The organism is Pseudoalteromonas sp. SR41-7, assembly GCF_014163935.1.
In the GTDB taxonomy this organism is placed as follows: Bacteria; Pseudomonadota; Gammaproteobacteria; order Enterobacterales; family Alteromonadaceae; genus Pseudoalteromonas; species Pseudoalteromonas distincta.
On the sequence record NZ_JACJEF010000001.1, the window covers coordinates 402625 to 421413 of the forward strand.

General features: G+C 37.5%; 20 protein-coding genes. 11 read left to right on the forward strand and 9 right to left on the reverse strand.

Going from position 1 to position 18789, the window contains the following annotated elements; all coding sequences use genetic code 11:
- Positions 1-19: 19 nt before the first annotated feature.
- From H5092_RS01815 to H5092_RS01830, 4 genes are all read right to left on the reverse strand, one after another.
- The gene (locus tag H5092_RS01815; protein ID WP_002958021.1) at positions 20-754 is read right to left on the reverse strand and encodes an enoyl-CoA hydratase/isomerase family protein; all 735 of its coding nucleotides are present in this window, start codon (positions 752-754) and stop codon (positions 20-22) included.
- Between the two features lie 98 nt (positions 755-852).
- Positions 853-1467 carry a DNA-binding response regulator gene (locus H5092_RS01820; protein WP_182732798.1) on the reverse strand — a complete coding sequence of 205 codons (615 nt, stop codon included), beginning with the start codon at positions 1465-1467 and terminating at the stop codon, positions 853-855.
- Entirely contained in the window at positions 1467-2567 is a 1101-nt protein-coding gene (locus H5092_RS01825; RefSeq protein WP_182732799.1) for a sensor histidine kinase, read from the reverse strand. The genes H5092_RS01820 and H5092_RS01825 overlap by 1 nt, the downstream gene beginning before the upstream one ends.
- Positions 2564-2734, reverse strand: a complete 171-nt coding sequence (locus tag H5092_RS01830; protein ID WP_164487629.1) for a hypothetical protein — start codon at positions 2732-2734, stop codon at positions 2564-2566. The genes H5092_RS01825 and H5092_RS01830 overlap by 4 nt, the downstream gene beginning before the upstream one ends.
- Before the next feature lie 159 nt (positions 2735-2893).
- On the opposite strand from H5092_RS01830, the gene H5092_RS01835 reads away from it, so the two are divergent.
- The 4 genes from H5092_RS01835 to queG all read left to right on the forward strand — a co-directional run bounded on the left by H5092_RS01835 (position 2894) and on the right by queG (position 6927).
- Positions 2894-3760 carry a DMT family transporter gene (locus tag H5092_RS01835; protein WP_024594632.1) on the forward strand — a complete coding sequence of 289 codons (867 nt, stop codon included), beginning with the start codon at positions 2894-2896 and terminating at the stop codon, positions 3758-3760.
- Positions 3757-4461 carry a glycerophosphodiester phosphodiesterase family protein gene (locus tag H5092_RS01840; protein WP_182694311.1) on the forward strand — a complete coding sequence of 235 codons (705 nt, stop codon included), beginning with the start codon at positions 3757-3759 and terminating at the stop codon, positions 4459-4461. Before H5092_RS01835 ends, H5092_RS01840 begins: the two co-directional genes overlap by 4 nt.
- A gap of 45 nt (positions 4462-4506) precedes the next feature.
- Positions 4507-5727: a methyl-accepting chemotaxis protein gene (locus H5092_RS01845; protein ID WP_182715725.1), complete on the forward strand. Its 1221-nt coding sequence runs from the start codon at positions 4507-4509 to the stop codon at positions 5725-5727.
- Between the two features lie 66 nt (positions 5728-5793).
- Positions 5794-6927 (forward strand): tRNA epoxyqueuosine(34) reductase QueG, encoded by a 1134-nt coding sequence (queG, locus tag H5092_RS01850; RefSeq protein WP_182732800.1) that lies wholly within the window; start codon positions 5794-5796, stop codon positions 6925-6927.
- Positions 6928-6961: 34 nt separating this feature from the next.
- Here queG and H5092_RS01855 read toward each other — a convergent pair whose 3' ends face one another.
- From H5092_RS01855 to H5092_RS01865, 3 genes are all read right to left on the reverse strand, one after another.
- Positions 6962-8089, reverse strand: a complete 1128-nt coding sequence (locus H5092_RS01855) for a PleD family two-component system response regulator (protein WP_154903872.1) — start codon at positions 8087-8089, stop codon at positions 6962-6964.
- Between the two features lie 54 nt (positions 8090-8143).
- Positions 8144-10138 carry an ATP-binding protein gene (locus tag H5092_RS01860; protein WP_154903871.1) on the reverse strand — a complete coding sequence of 665 codons (1995 nt, stop codon included), beginning with the start codon at positions 10136-10138 and terminating at the stop codon, positions 8144-8146.
- Positions 10139-10257: 119 nt separating this feature from the next.
- Positions 10258-10746 (reverse strand): GNAT family N-acetyltransferase, encoded by a 489-nt coding sequence (locus tag H5092_RS01865; protein ID WP_182732801.1) that lies wholly within the window; start codon positions 10744-10746, stop codon positions 10258-10260.
- Between the two features lie 81 nt (positions 10747-10827).
- Here H5092_RS01865 and H5092_RS01870 point away from each other — a divergent pair, with 81 nt between their 5' ends.
- The 6 genes from H5092_RS01870 (at position 10828) to H5092_RS01895 (ending at position 16285) form a co-directional block, all read left to right on the forward strand.
- Positions 10828-11403, forward strand: a complete 576-nt coding sequence (locus tag H5092_RS01870) for a glutathione peroxidase (RefSeq protein ID WP_002958010.1) — start codon at positions 10828-10830, stop codon at positions 11401-11403.
- Positions 11404-11490: 87 nt separating this feature from the next.
- Positions 11491-11772 carry a peptidylprolyl isomerase gene (locus H5092_RS01875; protein WP_002958009.1) on the forward strand — a complete coding sequence of 94 codons (282 nt, stop codon included), beginning with the start codon at positions 11491-11493 and terminating at the stop codon, positions 11770-11772.
- 64 nt (positions 11773-11836) lie between these two features.
- Positions 11837-12415, forward strand: coding sequence for a glutathione S-transferase family protein (locus tag H5092_RS01880; protein ID WP_024605976.1), 579 nt, complete (start codon positions 11837-11839; stop codon positions 12413-12415).
- 17 nt (positions 12416-12432) lie between these two features.
- Positions 12433-12783 (forward strand): DUF2750 domain-containing protein, encoded by a 351-nt coding sequence (locus tag H5092_RS01885; RefSeq protein ID WP_002958007.1) that lies wholly within the window; start codon positions 12433-12435, stop codon positions 12781-12783.
- A 99-nt stretch (positions 12784-12882) separates the two neighbouring features.
- Positions 12883-13563 (forward strand): hypothetical protein, encoded by a 681-nt coding sequence (locus H5092_RS01890; protein WP_182732802.1) that lies wholly within the window; start codon positions 12883-12885, stop codon positions 13561-13563.
- A 148-nt stretch (positions 13564-13711) separates the two neighbouring features.
- Positions 13712-16285, forward strand: coding sequence for a M1 family metallopeptidase (locus H5092_RS01895; protein ID WP_058154160.1), 2574 nt, complete (start codon positions 13712-13714; stop codon positions 16283-16285).
- A gap of 82 nt (positions 16286-16367) precedes the next feature.
- On the opposite strand, the gene H5092_RS01900 is transcribed toward H5092_RS01895, so the two are convergent.
- Entirely contained in the window at positions 16368-16733 is a 366-nt protein-coding gene (locus tag H5092_RS01900) for a hypothetical protein (protein WP_007376965.1), read from the reverse strand.
- A 75-nt stretch (positions 16734-16808) separates the two neighbouring features.
- Positions 16809-17684 (reverse strand): hypothetical protein, encoded by an 876-nt coding sequence (locus H5092_RS01905; protein ID WP_182732803.1) that lies wholly within the window; start codon positions 17682-17684, stop codon positions 16809-16811.
- Between the two features lie 157 nt (positions 17685-17841).
- Between H5092_RS01905 and H5092_RS01910 the strand changes: the two genes are divergently transcribed.
- A complete protein-coding gene (locus H5092_RS01910; protein ID WP_002958002.1) occupies positions 17842-18741 on the forward strand; it encodes a phosphoribulokinase in 900 nt (299 codons plus the stop codon).
- Positions 18742-18789 lie beyond the last annotated feature (48 nt).

The following is an 18789-nucleotide window of genomic DNA, read 5'->3' on the forward strand; positions in this document are numbered from 1 at the left end:
AGCAATGCTAAAACCTATACTATTTTTTTTGTAGGTTTTTCCACAGCAGTTTACTTATATTATCAATAAAGCTTGGGTCTTCTTCTTTCATCGTAAGTAAAATCTGCTTATTCATTTGTGTTTTATTTTGAGCGTAAATCCAACGATTTTTATTAAACTGCTGGGCAAACTCAAGTACACCCGCTTGTAGTTCGTCGTTATTTGCAAACACAGCTTCAACTACTTTGTTCTCTAGCAACTGCTGTGCACCAACCCGCTCTCCTGACATAGCTAGGCGATTAAAGAATGTTTGCGAAATTGCTTTATTAATTATAGGAAACATCGATGGAACAAACGGCACCATTACATCCACTTCAGGAAAACAAAAAAAGCCTTTGTCTGATTTCATAAATCTAAAGTCGCACGCACACGCAAGTACAGAACCATTACCATAGGTATGCCCGTTTAACGCAGCAATAATAGGCATAGGAAAAGTAACTATACGTTTAAATAAGTCACTTATTTGAATCATAAAGTCTGAAATTGCTGCAGGTAAAATACTTGGATTAGACATCCATTGAAGGTCGATACCCAATGACCAGTTTTTATCACTTGAAGACGTTAAAATAACTGACTTAATATTTTGTTCTGCTTCAATGTGGTCTAGGTGTAAATTAAACTCAGCCAAAAACGCTGGGTTGTGGCGGTTTTCAGCAGTATTCATGGTGAGTATAGCGATATTATTTTTAGTTGTTAGTTCTATTAAATTTGCCATTAAAACCTCTTTTAGCGCTTTTTAAGCCAATTTTAAGCGCTGTTCGTTACTTTTACATATCATAGTAATACTTTGCTTATAATTTATAAACCCACTAATTAAAGCCACCCTTTTTGTTTAGCTATACGCGCAGCATCTATGCGGTTAGTAGCGTTTAATTTTGCAATGGCATCCGATAGGTAGTTACGCGTAGTCCCTTCGCTAATAAATAACTGCTTGGCTATGTTGCTTGTTTTAAGGCCATCGCTTGCAAGTTTAAGGGCTTTTCGTTCTTTATCCGTAAGTGGATCTGCGTCGTCTAATGCATTAATAGCAAGCTCTGGGTCAATTACCTTTTGTCCCTGCATTACTTTTTTAAGCGCATTTATTAACTCTTCACTTGGTGCTTCTTTTAAAATAAAACCTTTAACGCCAGTCGTAAGCGCTCGCCTAATATAACCCGCACGAGAAAATGTAGTCATAATAACCATTTTTATAGCAGGAAATTTAGCGGCTATTTTTTCGCTAAGCTCTATACCATTCATGGTTGGCATTTCTATATCGGTTAAAATTATATCGGGATGCAAATCACTATCAAGCGCCTCAATTGCATTAAGTGCATCTTGCCCGTTACTTGCTTGACCAATAATCTCAATATTAAAATCAAGCCCTAACAATGCTGCTACTGCGTCGCGTACAAGCGCCTGATCTTCCACTAAATATACTCTGATCATTATAAATCCTTAGCTGTAATTGGAAGCACTACTTTTAAAGTAAAATTATCGCCACAGGCAAATACTGCACTGCCATTTAGTTGCTCTGCTCGCTCTTTAATACCATTTAGGCCATTGCCCGAATTCAATGTACTGCACGGACCATGGTCAATTACGGTTATAAGTAACTGCTGCGCTGTTTGTTCTATATTTATTTCGCAATTTTTTGTATTGCTATGGCGTAATAAGTTAGTAACTGCCTCTTTAATTACAAGGCCTGCTATACCCTCTACTTTAGCGGGCAGAGCATTTAAAACCACATTAAATGAAACGTTAAATCCTTGCTCTATTAACCTTTGCTTTAACTGTGCTACTTGGCTGACAAGATTAAGCTGTTTTAAATCACTTACGGCGCTTCTTACATCGCTAAGTAACTGCCTTGCCAAATCGGCCACTTGTGCAATTTCGCTATTTGCTTGAGCGTAGCGCTCTCCTTGGTTTAATTTATTAGCAAGCTCAGCTTTTAAAGCAATAGATGAAAGTGAATGACCTAAAATATCATGCAAGTCGCGAGCTATTCGTTCTCGCTCTGCAATAGCTGCTAATTGCTCTAGTTGGTTAGCGCTTTCTTGTTCGCGCTTTTTGTATAAGCTTTCTCTTTTTGCTGCAATACCGTAACTAAATAATGTGGCGCATAGAATCAAAGCAACGCCTAAAAAGTATTGAACCTTACCTATATCTCCAATATATGTGCTTAATAAAACCGTGAATATAATTGCGATCGCAGCATAAATTCTTTGACGGTAGCTGTAAGAGTAGCCTGCTATATAGGCTACGAAACCAAATAAAGTAGGCGTACCTGTGGTGTAAAAAGTAGCGCAAAAACAAATTAAGAGCATGGCTACAAATAACTTAGTCACCCCTGCGCTTTTACAGTTTATTGCTTTTACATACAAAAGAATAAAAGCAATATAGAAGGCTAAAGACATAACAATTTGGTTAACTGTAAAGCTCGAAAAATTAATTATTAGCGGGAGTAAATAAAAGCCGGTAAAAATTAAATGTCCATATTTCCAAAAACCTTTATCGCTTTGTTGAGAAAAGCTGCTTAACGAGCTCATACTAATACCTCTGGCATATTATTTTTACTTATAGCACTATTTTTATTAATAAATATAAATAACATAAAAATGCATACCAGCATAAAGCAATCTGCGTACGTAATAGTAAAACTTAACGCCTCTAGCACTTCATTAATAGTTAAGCTGATTAAAATTAAAGAATTCATAATTACCTCCTGTTGAGTAAGGTAACTATGCCCACATACAAAAATAATAAGAGTGTGAAGTGTCATCAACTTTAATGACTTTTGTCATGCGGTAAAAAATTCATCTTAAGAATTTTTAAGCAATGTTAATATATTCAAAAAGTACAACAAGGAAACTAAATGCAGCCTCAGCAACAAAGTTTAATTTATTTACACATAGCGGTATTACTTTTTGGCGGGACCGCTCTATTTGCCAAACTTATTGGTTTAAATGCTTTAGATATTACCGTTTACAGAACTGCAATTGCAGGAATGGCTATTTTAGCCATGCTTTATTTTCAAAAAAAACAAATTAAACTCAACAAACCTAAAGACTATCTTATTGCGTTATTTTTAGGTGTTGCGGTGGGTATTCACTGGGTTACCTATTTTGCTGGTATGCAAATGGCCGGTATAACTATTGGAATGCTGGCATTTTTTAGCTACCCCGTAATGACGGTGTTTTTAGAACCCTTATTTAATAAAAGCAGGCCAAAAGCAAAAGATATAATAAGTGCAGCGGTGGTTGTTTTAGGTATTTACTTATTAGTACCAAGTGCAAACTTGGGCGATGATGTAACCCTAGGTGTAATAACAGGTGTGATATCAGCATTGTTTTTTTCAATAAGAAACATTACTCATAAGCGCTACTTTAGCCAATATGGCGGGCCGCAAACGATGTTTTATCAAACCTTAGTGGCAAGCATTATGTTGTGTGCATTTATAGAAGTACCAGTGTATGAGGTTAGTAATCATGACCTGATTTTAATTGCTGTAGCGGGTGTTATATTTACAGCTACACCGCACTCGTTATTTGCAGCAAGTTTAAAGCATTTATCAGCGGCAACTGCGGGGTTAATTTCTTGCTTGCAGCCACTTTATGGCACCATACTGGCTATAGTAATTATTCATGAACGTCCTACTGTTATGACGTTAGTTGGTGGAGCACTCATAGTGAGTGCCGCTTGTTTTGAAACGTGGTCAATCACTAAAAAGGCTCGACAATGAAAGTATTTGCACACCGTGGTGCCAGTGGGGATTTTCCTGAAAACACCAAAAGCGCTATTTTAGAAGCGTTAAAAGTAGGTGTTGATGGTATTGAAGTAGATATTCAAAGTTCCTTCGATGATTACATGGTAATACACGATTCATGGCTTGATAGAACCACCAGCGGTAAAGGCAGGGTGAGTAACTTTACCGCTCATGAGCTCTCTAAGCTTGATGCTGGAAATGGTGAAAAAATTCCTACTCTTCAGCAGCTGTTTGATTGGAATAACAATAAATCTTTATTAAATATTGAGCTTAAACACACGTTTGCACTAGAAAGGTTTGTGGCTCTATTAGAACAAAACATTGAAGCTAAAAAAATATCGAAAACCAATATTTTAGTATCATCGTTTGATCATCATCAACTACAGTGGCTTAAAAACAAGCTACCATGGCTTAAAATAGGCGCCCTTACTTCTTCTATTCCAATTAACTATGCAAAGTTTGCTAGTGATTTAAACGCTTATAGCGTACATGCAGATAAAACCTTTATAAATAAGGCCTTTGCAGAGGATGCAAAAAAAAGAGGCCTAAAGATTTATGCTTATACAGTCGATAGGGAAGAAGATATAGCGCTAATGCTTGAGTATGGCATAGACGGAATTTTTACAAATTACCCAGCGCGAACCAAAGCTTACTTGTTGTCGTTACAAAAAGGCTAACTTACATTCCCCTCACTTAAATAACAATCGTAGGGCTTGAGCATAATGAGTGGTTTCATGAAAATTTATAACTATATAGAGCAAACATTCTTTTTTACGTTAACCCGTAAAATAGTCGGTAATTTAAGTTTTGTATTATTGTTCCAAGCAATTACGTTATTTTGGCTGCATCAGAGTTTAAGCGAACAACAGCAAAGTACAGGGCTATTTTGGCTGCTTACGCTTGTGATTATATCTGGTTTTATTTTTACTCTTTTTTATATGCGTTTTTTAATTGTTCGCCCTGTTACTGCTATGCGCGATACTTTGATAGAAATAAACCAACAAGATGCAAATTTAGCAGCAAAACTTCCCCACTTTTCGTATGACGAATTTAAAGATTTAAGTTCACAATACAATATATTTACTGCCCATTTAAGTGAGTTACTCAGCACAACATATAACAGTGCTCAAGCGAGTGCACACAGCAATACACAAGTCACTGAATCAATGAAAAATACTGAGCAATCAAGTGAGCAACAAATACAGTTAAGCCACAGTATTATTAATGCCAGTATGCAAATAACCCAAAGCTTACAAGACATAGTAAATAATACAGATAGCGTACATAACGTTAATAATGAACACCTTAACTTTGTAAAACTATCTGCGTCAGAACTCGCTGCTTTAGTAGAGCAGGTAAAACTTATTACTAATATGCTAGGTAGCTTTTCAAATACAATTGCGGGACTAAAAGAGAACAGTGAAAACATTCGTAGTATTTTAAAAATGGTTGAAGAGTTTTCTGATCAAACTAATTTGTTAGCCCTCAACGCCGCAATAGAAGCAGCTAGAGCGGGTGAAGCAGGCAGAGGATTTGCCGTAGTTGCAGACGAAGTACGCACGCTTTCAATAAAGGTAAGTGGCGCAACTAGGCAGATTAGCGACTTTATAAATCAGATGAATGATTTGGTAAACGAGACAAATAAAGAGTCTGAGCAATTAATGACTCACTCTAATAACGCACAAAGTTCAATTAGTGCAACCTGTGATGGCTTTACTAAAATGCTTAGTGAGTTTGAGCACAACCAGCAGCAGCTGCAACAAATAGCCAGTGCTGTACATTTGCTTGAGGGCACCCAAAGTACGACTCACCAATCGGTAGAGCAAATCGTAGCTTTAGGGGAGCAAGCTAAACAACAAATAGATACGGCATTAGCCGATAGCGAGCAATCTCAACAGCTAAGCTTACAAACCCAACAACAGTTAAAGCGCTTTGTGCACTAAGAAGCGTTTTCGGGCTCAGAGAAATATGGTAAATTACGCAGCTATTAATTTAAGTGTGTAAAGCGTGTGAGCAACCCTACCCCAGACTATGAAAAATTAGCCCTGCAAATAAAAACCTGGGGGCAAGAGCTTGGCTTTAGCGAAGTGGGCATTACTGATATTGACTTATCTAAGCACGAAGCCCAATTGCAACGTTGGCTTGATGCAGGCTACCACGGCTCGATGGATTATATGGCTGCCCACGGTATGAAACGCGCCCGCCCTGCTGAATTAGTGCCTGGTACACAGCGTGTTATATCCGTAAAAATGAATTATCTGCCTCCCGATGCTGGCTTTGCAAAAACCTTAAAAAATAAAGAAAAAGCATATATAAGCCGCTATGCATTAGGTCGTGATTACCATAAATTAATGCGTAATCGTTTAAAAAAACTCGGCCAAAAAATAGAGCAAGAAGTTGGCGAGTATGGCTTTAGACCCTTTGTAGATTCAGCCCCTGTACTTGAGCGTCAACTTGCCGAAAAAGCCGGTTTAGGGTGGCGTGGTAAGCATTCGTTATTAATAAACCAAGAAGCAGGATCATGGTTTTTTTTAGGCGAGCTATTTATTGATTTACCTCTACCAATTGATGCAGAAAACACCTTTGAAGGCTGCGGAAAATGCGTTGCTTGTATTACTCTTTGCCCAACAGGTGCAATTGTAGAGCCCTACGTTGTTGATGCACGTAAATGTATATCGTATTTAACCATAGAACACCAAGGGCCAATACCAGAGCAGTACCGAACTTTATTAGGCAATCGTGTTTATGGTTGTGATGATTGCCAGTTGGTATGTCCTTGGAATCGTTATGGACAAATAACTGACGAAAATGATTTTCATCCTCGCACTCAATTAAAAGATAAAGATTTACTTGAGCTGTTTGCTTGGGATGAGCCTACATTTTTAAAAAACACCGAAGGCAGCCCTATTCGTCGCATTGGCCACGAACGTTGGTTACGTAATTTAGCAGTTGGTTTAGGTAATGCAGAGTTCAGCCCCGCTATTATTAATGCCCTACAAGATAAAAGCCAAATATGCAGCGAACTTGTTTTAGAACATATTGAATGGGCACTTGCTCAGCAAAACGATAAACAACGATTACAAATTCGTAAAACAGCTAGGTTAATTAGAATTGTAGAAAAAGGCTTACCAAGGGATGCATAGCACCGCTTAAGTAAACCTTTATATTGCGAAGTAACTAGTTTTTCAAAAGTAACAATAGATCTTGTTCTATCTCTGTAAAGGCTGCTTTGACTTGTTTAACAGACTCTTCTCTTGCTACTGAGTTTTGGATAGTTTCATCTACTTTTTTATAAATAAACACCTCCTGATCTTCATCCAGTCCCATTGATGGGATACGTTCTTCGAGCTCTTCTTGTAACTGTTTAAACACTTTTTCGTTGTTTTGACGGTTTTCATTCAACAAGCTAATTAAGCTATGAAACTTACTATGAACAGTACTTGCTACGGCATTAAGTTTCGCTCGTTGTGATTCAAGCATTTTCTTGGTCATGATGGCGCGTAGCTGCTGCTCGGTAACACTGACAATAAAACATACGTGGTCGCGTATACGACCATGCTTGTCAGGGTCATGATCGGGCATATTTAAAATGAGTAAGCTAATCAATTCATAGTTAACTAAAATTCGGTGCGAAAACTCATGTAAGCGCCCTTTGTTTTTCAGCATTTCAAATAGCTCCACCACAATAGGTGAACACACGCCGTTTAGCGCAAAGTGGCTAATTTCATTATTTTCTCTAAATTCTACATTGCTTTGTAAATCAAAAGACTGAAGGCAATCTACAAGCGCTTTACCTAGCTCTTGAGGATCGTTAATAAAGCCTATGTTTTCAACGTAGTTAACTATTTGCCCCATTTCACTGCTATTGGCCATTGCATTAAATGCAGTTGATGTTGCATCTTCAACTTGCTTTTCTAGGCTTTGCTTTTCAACGAGTACTTGATTTAAATTTTTAAGCTTAGATTTAAGTTCGTCATGGCCAAAAGGTTTTACAATATAATCTTCTGCGCCAACAGAATAGCCTTCCATGCGTTCTTCAACAGTGCCGCGAGCAGAAACAAACATAACAATAATGTGTGCGGTATTTGGATTTGCTTTAAGTGCTTTACATACTTCATAGCCGTTCATTTGCGGCATACTTACGTCGAGTAATATAACCTGAGGCATATAACCTTCAACCATGTTTAAACACTCAGGACCATTTGTTGCTACTTGTAATTCAAAATCAAGCTCCTCTAAAATTTCCTCAATAATTTCAAGGTTAAAGGGTTCGTCATCAACGGCAAGTATTTTAGTTAAGGCCATAATTTATCATCCATTCAAATTCTTTAAAAAGTTACTTGGTATGCCAAAAAACAATTAATTAGTGTGTTGTATTAACTGATCTTCAGCTAAATGCTCGTCTAAGTTTATTTCTAATGGCACTTGTATAGATATAGTTGCACCACCATTTTCGTTGTTACGTGCAGTGATTTCACCTTGGTGTAAAGATACAAACTCTCTACACAATGCAAGGCCTAACCCTGTGCCACCAGCACCACTATTTGTTTTACTGCTTTGCACAAACTTAGTAAAAATATGCTCCAACTCATCTTCTGGTATACCGACCCCATTATCGGTAACCTCTATAGTAGCAAGCTTATTATCTGACTCTAAATTTACCCGTATTTTACTTTTAGGTTCGCTAAATTTAAGTGCGTTACCTAGTACGTTTCGAAGTAACTGGTTTATTTGCTCTTCATCACATTGTGCAATTACAGGTAATGGCTGTGCGGTAAATATAATCTCAATTTCTTTTTCCATTGCCGTACCAGACACATCATCAATACTTGTTTTAATAATATTCGCTAAATTATAGGGACGAGGGTTAAATGGAAACTTGCCTACATCTAGCTTAGATAGGTCGAGTAAATTATTTAGTAACGACAGTAAACGCTCACCACTACTCTCTATTCGCGATAAATACTTAATGAGTTTTTCTTTTGCAAAATCTCCAGCTTCTAATTTACTTAAACCAAAACGAGAAAAGCTTAAAATAGAGTGCATAGGTGTTCGAAGTTCATGCGACATGTTTGCTAAAAATTCTGATTTACTTAAGTTTGCAGCCTCAGCCACATTTTTAGCATGCTCGAGTTGTGAAGTACGCGCTCTTACTTGCTCTTCAAGAACATCTTTTGCTTCAAGTAATAAATCCTCTTTTTGCTTAAGATGGGTTACATTTTTAAATATGACCGCAAGTGCTATTTCGCCATGGTGATCTATCTCATTAAAAGAGCCAACTAAGGGTATGTAACCTCCTGCTGTTTTAGATAAACGTAAATCGCAGCTAAATTGTCGATTACTATTTAATGTCGAAATCTTATCTTTAATACCTAAAATTGAATCATCATCTAAAAAATCAAATACTGATTTACCTTCGAGTTCATTAAACGGTAAGTTAAATAGTCTCAAGCAAGCATCATTAGCTTCTATCACTCTACCGCACTTTTCAAATAACATAATTGCATCGGGCGTATGTTTATAAATAACCTGAAGTAGGCTGTCTTTTTCTATTAGGGCATCAACCGTATCTTGTAGCCTTTCGACAAGTTCTGCGTTATGGCGTTTTAATAGCTCTGTTTGCCACAGTTTATGTATTGATTGTAATAATGAGCTGTCGTTCAATGGCTTAATAAGTACGTCTTCTACACCTTGACGAATAGCTTCAATCATTGAAACTTGATCAGGGCGTGAGGTAAATAACAAACAACGACAATGCGGTTGGGTTACTTTTAAATTTGAAAAAATTCCTAAACCTGTTCCGTCATCTAAAATAAAATCGCTTATCAGTATATCTATTTGCTTTTCTTTCGTAATTTCTAAAGCTTCTGCAGAGGTGGTTGCTGTATGAGTCTCGATATGAGCACCGATCAAGCTGCTTTTCATTTTTTCGAGACGTTCAGGAACATGATCGACGAGTAAAATAGTAGGTAATTGCAAAATATGGTTAGAGCCCAATTCTAATAGGCTCTCTAAAAGAGAAGTAATTTCTTTATTAGAAAAAAATGGGTAGACCACGGTTGCGTCAGGCGCAATATGATTTAGCTCGCTAAACGCAGTTAGTTGTTCACCGCTTTGTGCTTTTGGCGCAAGCAGCATAAAGCGCTCTTGCGCTACTTCGCTTACAAGCGGTTTTATAGAATCAACAGGCACACCATGGGCAACAACAACTAAGTCGTAATCGCCTATATTGGTATACATGTCTAGCATGCTGAAATGAATTAATTCGACCTCACACCCTATTAATTCTAAAAGCACTTTCACACGCATCGCGATGACACTACTACTATCAATAATTAATATTTTTCGAATCATCAAGCCACACTTCAAATTAATAAACTTAATATCCTAACAGCGTAGTCTATTTTTATTTAATTGGCATAAAGCCCTATCGTTTTTTTGTAAAAAAATATTACAAGGTTTCATAAAACAGTTTATTTAAGATGCTTTCCAAAAATAGTCAGGCTGTAGGGCTTGTTATCCATTATGGCAACGCTTGGTAGCTCGCCCCATATTTCAAAATCAAAATGCTTAAACAATTTAACACTGGGTAAATTATGACTAAAAATAAAACCAAGCAATACTTTAATATTTAATTGCTTAGCTTGTGTTTGAGCAAATATCATTAGCTTTTTACCAAGCCCTTTACCTTGTGCTTTACGGGTAAGGTAAATGCTCATCTCTACTGTGCCATCGTAAGCAGGACGCCCATAAAATGATTTATAACTTACCCAAGCAAGTACTTGGTTATTTTCGCAGTAAACATAAATAGGCCTTTTATCGTTATGGCTATTAAACCAGTCACGCTTTTCGTCAACAGTAACTTCTTCGGTATCTGCAGTTACCATTCGCCCTGCAATGGTTTCGTTATAAATGGCTACAATTTCACTAAGATCATCAATAGTTGCTAAACGGGTTGTCATAGGTCATTCAAAGGTTGATCAATTTGTTTCATATTAGCGTATGATTATCCAATCAAACAATTGAAAAGTTTAGGTAATGTAATGCTAAAAAAAATTATAATAGGATTAATGGCTTTATTTATTAATGCCCCACTCCACGCTGAAACATCATCAACTATTAACCAAACCTCTACCCAAGACTGTCAAGATTTTACCAATGTCGATATTCGAAAGCTTCGCTCAAAAGAATCTATTAATTTATGCCAATTTAAAAATAAGCCTTTATTAATAGTAAACACGGCAAGCAACTGTGGTTTTACACCCCAATTTAAAGGCCTTGAAGCGCTATATCAACGATACAAAGAACAAGGTTTAGTCGTATTAGGGTTCCCTTCTGATGATTTTTTTCAAGAAGAGGATAGTGAAAAAGAAACTGCAAAAGTATGCTTTGTAAATTATGGTGTAACCTTCCCTATGTTTGCTACAAGCGAAGTGCGTGGTAGTAAAGCGAATCCAATTTTTAAATATTTGAATGAGCAAACTAGCTCTCCAAATTGGAACTTTTATAAGTACTTAGTGTCTGCTGATCGTGAGACGGTTTTACGGTTTAACAGCAAAGCAGCACCTGATTCAGAACAAATGATTGCTGCAATTGAAACTGTGCTTTCTGATAAATAAGTTTATACTGGTACAATTAGTTGAAACTAACTAGAATGATATTTTAATTCGGTTAAAAAAAACACCACACTATACTCGGGAGATTTTATGACAGTAGCAAGCGCACGACATATACTTGTAGACAGTGAAGCACAATGCTTAGACTTAAAAACAAAAATTGAGCAAGGCGAAGACTTTGCTGAATTAGCCAAAGCGCATTCAAACTGCCCATCAGGTCAAGATGGCGGTGCTCTTGGTGAGTTTGGTCCTGGTATGATGGTTCCAGAGTTTGATAAAGTTGTGTTTTCAGCTCCAATTAACCAAGTACAAGGCCCTGTGCAAACTCAATTTGGTTATCATTTACTTGAAGTTACTAGCCGTTCAGAATAAATTTAACTGTATCGTAAGTAACGTTTTATAAAAGCCGCTTATGCGGCTTTTTTATGGAGTAATTATGCAATTAATTGGTTCTGTACCTTCACCTTACGTGCGCCGAATTAGAATTTGGGCACAACAAAACAACTGTAAACTAGAGCTTGTGAGTCTTGATATATTTTCTGAGCAAGATCGCCCTACTATGGCCAGTAAAAATCCAGCTCGAAAGATTCCTATTCTGGTAGATGGCGACTTAACACTTAGTGACTCTAATTCTATATTGCGCTATTTACTTGAAAAAACAGGTCAACCAAAACTAACGTGGCCGCAAGAGCACTTACTTACGACTATAAATGCCTGTAACGATTCGCTAGTAGAAATGTTGCTATGTGAACGCTCTGGATTTGACACCAAAAGCGATAAACTCTTTTTTAATTTGCAAAACGAACGAATTGAACAAACATTAAGCTTTTTAAATACCCATTTAAGCGATGAAGAATTTAAAAGCTGTGAATACCTCAACATCAGTTTATACTGCCTGCTTGATTGGATTTGCTTTCGTGAATTAACTGACTTTAGTCAGTATTCAGAGCTTGTTGCTTTTCATAAGCAATATGGCAAGCGTCAAGCAGCAATAGATACTAATCCTCGTCACTAATTTAAAAAGGTAAACACATGAGCGATATCGAAATTGAATCACAACTAGTTAACTTTGTAGAAAAAGTACGTGTTAGCGAAGTAATTTGGGCACTTGGTGCAGAAGATAATGGCTTTGTAGTGTGCGATTCTAACCAATTTGACGAAACTGACGTACTACTGCTTTGGGAAAGTGAAGAAGCAGCTAAAGCGCAATGTAAAGAAGAGTGGAAAGACTACAGCCCTGTAGAAATAAATCTTGATGAATTTTTAGATGCATGGGTTGAAGATTTAAATGAAGATAACGCACTTGTTGGCATTAACTGGAATGATGACCAAGTATGTACAGAGATTGAACCTACTGGTTTAGCTCGCGCATTAAGTGAATAATACTTTATACGCTTTATTTTAAGAGCGGATAAAACCCGACTAGCATCTACTGCTAGTTGGGTATAAAATAAAACACATCATTATTTTCAAGGTATTACGTTGAAAACCCATCTTGGTCGCCGGCCCTTTTCAGCCATGGAACTGCACACTCTTTATAATGGATATATATACGGTGATTTTAAAGTTGCACGTGAGCAACCAAAACACTGGCATTTTTGGCTTCCTCTAATTGCATACTACAGTGGTGCATATAGCGATGAAATTGGCTATCTAACGCTTGATGATCTGTCCCTTGAAAAAGATGTCTTATGTTTTAATTTTCATACTCACGGTAAGATAAAACCTCGCTTAGTTCCAGTGCATCAGGCACTTATAGATGCCGGGTTTAATGAATATTTAGCATTCATAAAATCACAAAATCAACAACGATTAATGTTCGACTTACCCGCTAAAACTGGCAGATACAGTGAAAAAGTCCGTATTTGGTTTTCAGGTGAAGGTGAGCGAACCGGCTATTTACAAAAGTGTGATATACCAAACGTTGATCAACTCGGTATGAAAACAGCCATAAGCAGCCTTCGTCTTAACTTTGAGCAACAAGTGCGTATACATGCTCTGCAAGCCAACTCTAAAGACGCCTTTAATTATCTCATGGGATTTAACGAATACCCACATAATGAATTTAAGGACGTGCTTTTATTAAATAACGTGATCCAAAAAATACGTATTATTAACTCACACCTGCATTGGCAGCGTTTTATAACACGCGAAAGCCACTGACAAACTTTGTTACTATTTCCCCTTAAAGTCATCGTTATAATCAATTACTCTATTAAAAAAAACTGTTAGGATATCTAACCCCCTAATAATATGAGCATAAAAAAGCCTATTTAGGGTAGTTTCTAACAACAACAATCTAGGGATCACTATGTTTCTTAAAAGCCTCTTAACAGTGAGCGTTGCTTTGGCAATGGGTGCTGCAAACGCTAACGAATTCGTTATTGAAAAACTCGCAAAACCAAGTTCACAACAGGTATCGTTAACACTCGATCCGAGCCAAGATACATTCACAGGGATGACTGAGATTTCCCTAGAAGTACTAAAACCAACAAAATACATTGAATTAAATGGCGTAGCTTACGCTGTTAAAATGGCGCAACTGCTTGGCGACGAAAACTGTGACTTAAACAACGAAATGCTTAAAACAGGTAAAGTTAAATTTAGCTGTGATGAGCAAATTCAACCAGGTAAATACACCCTTAAAGTTGATTTTTCAGCGCCATATAACCGTCAAAGTGTTGGTTTATACAAAACGTTAGACCAAGGCACACCTTACTTATTTACTCAATTTGAAATGAGTGATGCACGCCGTGCATTTCCTGTTTTTGATGAGCCAAGTTACAAAATTCCATTTCAGTTAACGATTACCGCGCCTACATCACAAAAAGTATATTCAAATACGCCAGAACTAAAAACAACGGTTGATGGCGATATGACCACACACTTTTTTGATAAAACGCCGCCAATTCCTTCATACTTAGTCGCGATGGCTGTTGGCCCATTTGAAGAATTAGATATTAAAGGCATGCCAATTCCTGGTCGTGTAATTACCCCTCAAGGTAAAATTCACTTAGCCCAATACGCAAAAGAAAACATGCCAAAAGTACTGGGCGCACTTGAAGCGTATTTTGGTATTCCTTACGTTTACAAAAAATTAGACTCAGTAGCGGTACCAGAGTTTCCATTTGGCGCAATGGAAAACTCAGGCTTAGTAACCTACCGAGAAGATATTTTATTAGTTGATTTAGCTGCAGCAACACGCAGTAAAAAACAGCGTAATGTATCAATTATTGCTCATGAACTTGCTCACCAATGGTATGGTAATTTAGTAACCATGAAATGGTGGAACGACTTATGGTTAAACGAAGCATTTGCTAGCTGGATGGCTGCAAAAATTACTAAGCAGCTTAACCCTGAGTTTGAATCGCACTTAGACCTGCCACAAAACAACGTAATGGCACTTGATGCACGCCTAAGCACCAAGCCTATTCGTAAGCCAATTAAAACCGAAGCCGACATTATGGACGGTTTAGGTCTTGCTTACAGTAAAGGTAGTTCAGTACTTGCTATGGTTGAAAACTGGATTGGCGAAGATGCATTTCAAAAAGGTATTCAAAGCTACTTAAAAGAGTTTTCATATAAAAATGCTGAAGCGGCCGACTTATGGGAAGCACTTGGTAAAGCGTCAAATAAAGACGTAGCGAGTGTTTTAAAATCGTTTATTGAGCAATCTTCTTTCCCACTAGTTAAAGTAACTCAACAAGGTAGCAAAGTAACTATTTCACAAAGCCGCTTTGTAAACGCAGGCGTTGATGCGCCAGAGCAGTTATGGAATGTACCGGTGGCAATTAAATATGGTGCTGGCGATAAAGTGAAAACAGCAAACGTATTACTTAATAAACAAAGCCAAACACTAGATTTAGACTTTGAACCAGAGTGGATTTATCCCGACCAAGGTGCATTAGGCTACTACCGCTGGGTAATGGATGATGCACAATTTAGCGCACTTGTTAAAAAGGCGCCAAGCGTACTGAGTGACCGTGAACGCTTAGCGTTACTATCTGCTACTGATGCGCTACTTGATGCTGGTGTTATATCTGCTGCTAAGTTAATGCAAACACTTGAAGTGTTCGTAAGCGATAGCCACCCTCGCGTAGCAAATACCGCACTAGGTTACTTAGTGTCGCAACAGCGCACTTTTAAAGACGATAGCAATAAAGACCTATGGCCTGAATTTATTCGCGGTGCAGTAACGCCTGCTGCTAAAAAATATGGTTTAGAAGCAAAAGCGGGTGAAGATGGTGCTATTGCACAACTTCGTGCAGCCGTTGTATCACGCTTAGGTTTTGATGGTGAAGATCAAAATGTCATCAATAAAGCCAAAGAACAAACGCAGGTTTATTTAAATGATCCACAAAAGGTAGACCCATACTTAGCGGGTACGTACTTAACTCTTGCTGCTTTTCATGGTGACAAAGCGCTGCTTGATCAATTCATGACAACGTTTAAAACGACTAAAGATCCGCAAGTACGCACAAACATGCTTGCAGCTATGGGCTTTTTTGGTAAACCTGAGTTACAAAAAGCGGTATTAGCTTATAGCTTAACGGATGAAGTAACGGCATCTGACATGCGTACTATTTTGTCAGGTCAAAGTTACACAGATGAGCGCCAAGCATTATTTATTGATTGGGTTTACAGTAACTACGATAAAGTAACAGCAAGCTTACCGCCGTTCTTTATACCTAACTTGCCGTACTTTACAACTGCAAGCTGTGATGCAGAAAGTTTAGCGACAACAAAAACCTTCTTTAACGAAAAAGTAGCTGATGTAGCTGGTTACGCTCGTACATTAAGTAAGCTTGAAGAAAGCACAAACGATTGTATCGCGCTTAAAACACGTGAACTTGAATCGGTTAATAGCTTTTTAAAAAGTAAGTAATTATTAGGTTTATTGAGCTATAAAAAAACAAAAGCCGCTGAAAATAAATTCAGCGGCTTTTTACGTTTATATTTTTGCTTTATTAATTACCAATAATCATAGTTAGCTTGGCTATAAAATCTTTGGCTGCTTGCTCAGAATTTATTTTAAACGCAACACCGTAGTGAATAGGTTGAGCGCTTTTAAAAATGCGCGTAGGAAAGCGTGTCATCTCACTGCTATGGAAGTACCCTTGCGCACGCGTCACGCCATCGATATCATTAAAATCATCGCTAAACACTTCAAATGCTGGGCGAATTACTATTTTACCCTTGCCGCTTTCGCTGTGGGTATAAAATGCTTCTTTAGAGTTTACTAACATGTACTCTGCAATATTTTTAATCTTAAAATTACTTCTGCACTGTAATTTAATGAGCTGTTCTGTCAGCTCGTCTGCACTATAAGCCACGTGTAATCCCTATTAGTTAATTTGCGTATTAGATTAACGCATACACACAATAAAATCTGAATTTATTTGTCTGCTTCACTTTGTTATATCACATACAAAAGCGAGTTTTTCATTGTTGTAACTCATTCTTGTTATATTTGTTTCGCAGTAGGTGCTTAAATTAAGCCATTGCGATACTTCATCACTTCCATCAAGTTTACGCTGATAAACGCGGTTTTTAATAGCATAAGCAATGGTCGCATTATCTTTTAAAATAAAATCTTGAACTTGAGCCGGTAACCTTAATAGGTCTTCAACTTGTTTATCTTGTGGATTAAAACTCGCTAAAATGTGTTGCTCGTTTTTAGTGTAACTAAATAAAAATGCAGCCATTAAGTTGTTATAAATAAGCGTTCGGCCAATATTACTGGCAGCTATTTCCCCCTTCGCTTGTGCAACAGAAGTATATTGAAGCGTGTGAGGCTTTCCTAAAATAAACATCACTAAATCATTTTGGACACCCCATGCATGGTATCCAACAGGTTCAATCCAATCAAAAATACGACGTGGCGCATCTTCATTTTTGAGTGGGTATTGCCACAATTTTTGCTTACCGTCAGCTTCTACAACAATCGCTGATATCGCATCACCACTTGGCATAACTGTTGGTGAGTATTCGCTTACGGGAGAGTTAGTTATATTGGTAACTTTTTTTGACGTGAAATCATAATAAGCAATATCAGTTTGGCTTTGCCCTTTATTAATTACTTCATGAGTAAAGTATAAACCTGTACTTGTTAAGTGCGGTTGGTTGTTATAACTATTTTTATCGCTCACAATACTAACTTGTACCCCGAAAGGTGTATTTAAATCAGCAAGTAATACTTGGCTTTTTGGCATGCTAGCCTGCACCACTATTGGGCTCAGCGCTGCTATAGAAAATAATCCAAGTAATGGTTTAATAAGTTTCATGCTTTCTCTCGTTTTAATTTTAAGCACCTCATGATAACGTTATTTGCTGATGGCGTCACTTGAGCTAAGTCAGTCAACTCTTAAGATACCCAAACGACTTAAAATAATGTTAAGTTTAGTCTGGTTATAAAACCTGGTCCTAAAAAAGAGAATTAACATGTCAGCTAAAAATCCTATTATTGCGATTACGGGTTCATCTGGTGCGGGTACAACCACCACAACGAATGCAATTAAACATATTTTCCGTAGCCTTAATATTCAAGCGGCTTTTGTCGAAGGAGATAGCTTTCATCGTTACACTCGCCCCGAAATGGATAAAAAAGTTCGAGAAGCACAACAAGAAGGTAAACATATTAGTTACTTTGGCAGAGAGGCCAATGACTTTGGCGCTTTAAAAACGCTGTTTGAAAACTATAGCGAAACAGGTCAAGGAAAGTTACGCCGCTACTTACATACCTTTGATGAAGCCGTTCCGTACAATCAATTACCAGGTACATTTACACCTTGGCAAGATCTTGACCATAATACTGACATTTTGTTTTATGAAGGGTTACACGGTGGTGTTGTTGATCAAGATGTAGACGTTGCAAAGCATGTCGATTTATTAATAGGCATGGTTCCAATTATTAACCTTGAATGGATTCAAAAATTAATACGCGATACATCCGAACGAGGCCATTCTCGCGAAGCGGTTATGGGCTCTATTGTGCGCAGTATGGATGACTATATAAATCATATTACCCCGCAGTTTTCTCGTACCCATATTAATTTTCAACGCGTGCCGACCGTTGATACATCAAACCCATTTAGCGCCAAAGATATTCCATCTCTTGATGAAAGCTTTGTAGTTATTCGCTTTAGGGGGATTGATGATGTTGATTTTCCTTATTATTTACGGATGATCGAAGGCAGTTTTATGTCTCGTATTAATACGCTTGTAGTACCAGGGGGCAAAATGGGCTTAGCTATGGAGCTGGTTCTTACTCCACTTATTAAAGATATTATTTTGAAAAAGCGTGCACTGGAAAACTTAGCACCTTTGGATATACCTATTTAACTCCTCTTCTAAGATTGAGCTCTCTCACGTACACTGCTGATTTTAGTA

What these genes read in the sequence shown, in the direction of transcription:
- H5092_RS01815 (WP_002958021.1), bottom strand. Translation starts at nt 754, where the DNA reads ATGGCAAATTTAATAGAACTAACAACTAAAAATAATATCGCTATACTC.
- H5092_RS01820 (WP_182732798.1), bottom strand. Translation starts at nt 1,467, where the DNA reads ATGATCAGAGTATATTTAGTGGAAGATCAGGCGCTTGTACGCGACGCA.
- H5092_RS01825 (WP_182732799.1), bottom strand. Translation starts at nt 2,567, where the DNA reads ATGAGCTCGTTAAGCAGCTTTTCTCAACAAAGCGATAAAGGTTTTTGG.
- H5092_RS01830 (WP_164487629.1), bottom strand. Translation starts at nt 2,734, where the DNA reads ATGAATTCTTTAATTTTAATCAGCTTAACTATTAATGAAGTGCTAGAG.
- H5092_RS01835 (WP_024594632.1), top strand. Translation starts at nt 2,894, where the DNA reads ATGCAGCCTCAGCAACAAAGTTTAATTTATTTACACATAGCGGTATTA.
- H5092_RS01840 (WP_182694311.1), top strand. Translation starts at nt 3,757, where the DNA reads ATGAAAGTATTTGCACACCGTGGTGCCAGTGGGGATTTTCCTGAAAAC.
- H5092_RS01845 (WP_182715725.1), top strand. Translation starts at nt 4,507, where the DNA reads ATGAGTGGTTTCATGAAAATTTATAACTATATAGAGCAAACATTCTTT.
- H5092_RS01855 (WP_154903872.1), bottom strand. Translation starts at nt 8,089, where the DNA reads ATGGCCTTAACTAAAATACTTGCCGTTGATGACGAACCCTTTAACCTT.
- H5092_RS01860 (WP_154903871.1), bottom strand. Translation starts at nt 10,138, where the DNA reads ATGATTCGAAAAATATTAATTATTGATAGTAGTAGTGTCATCGCGATG.
- H5092_RS01865 (WP_182732801.1), bottom strand. Translation starts at nt 10,746, where the DNA reads ATGACAACCCGTTTAGCAACTATTGATGATCTTAGTGAAATTGTAGCC.
- H5092_RS01870 (WP_002958010.1), top strand. Translation starts at nt 10,828, where the DNA reads ATGCTAAAAAAAATTATAATAGGATTAATGGCTTTATTTATTAATGCC.
- H5092_RS01875 (WP_002958009.1), top strand. Translation starts at nt 11,491, where the DNA reads ATGACAGTAGCAAGCGCACGACATATACTTGTAGACAGTGAAGCACAA.
- H5092_RS01880 (WP_024605976.1), top strand. Translation starts at nt 11,837, where the DNA reads ATGCAATTAATTGGTTCTGTACCTTCACCTTACGTGCGCCGAATTAGA.
- H5092_RS01885 (WP_002958007.1), top strand. Translation starts at nt 12,433, where the DNA reads ATGAGCGATATCGAAATTGAATCACAACTAGTTAACTTTGTAGAAAAA.
- H5092_RS01895 (WP_058154160.1), top strand. Translation starts at nt 13,712, where the DNA reads ATGTTTCTTAAAAGCCTCTTAACAGTGAGCGTTGCTTTGGCAATGGGT.
- H5092_RS01905 (WP_182732803.1), bottom strand. Translation starts at nt 17,684, where the DNA reads ATGAAACTTATTAAACCATTACTTGGATTATTTTCTATAGCAGCGCTG.
- H5092_RS01910 (WP_002958002.1), top strand. Translation starts at nt 17,842, where the DNA reads ATGTCAGCTAAAAATCCTATTATTGCGATTACGGGTTCATCTGGTGCG.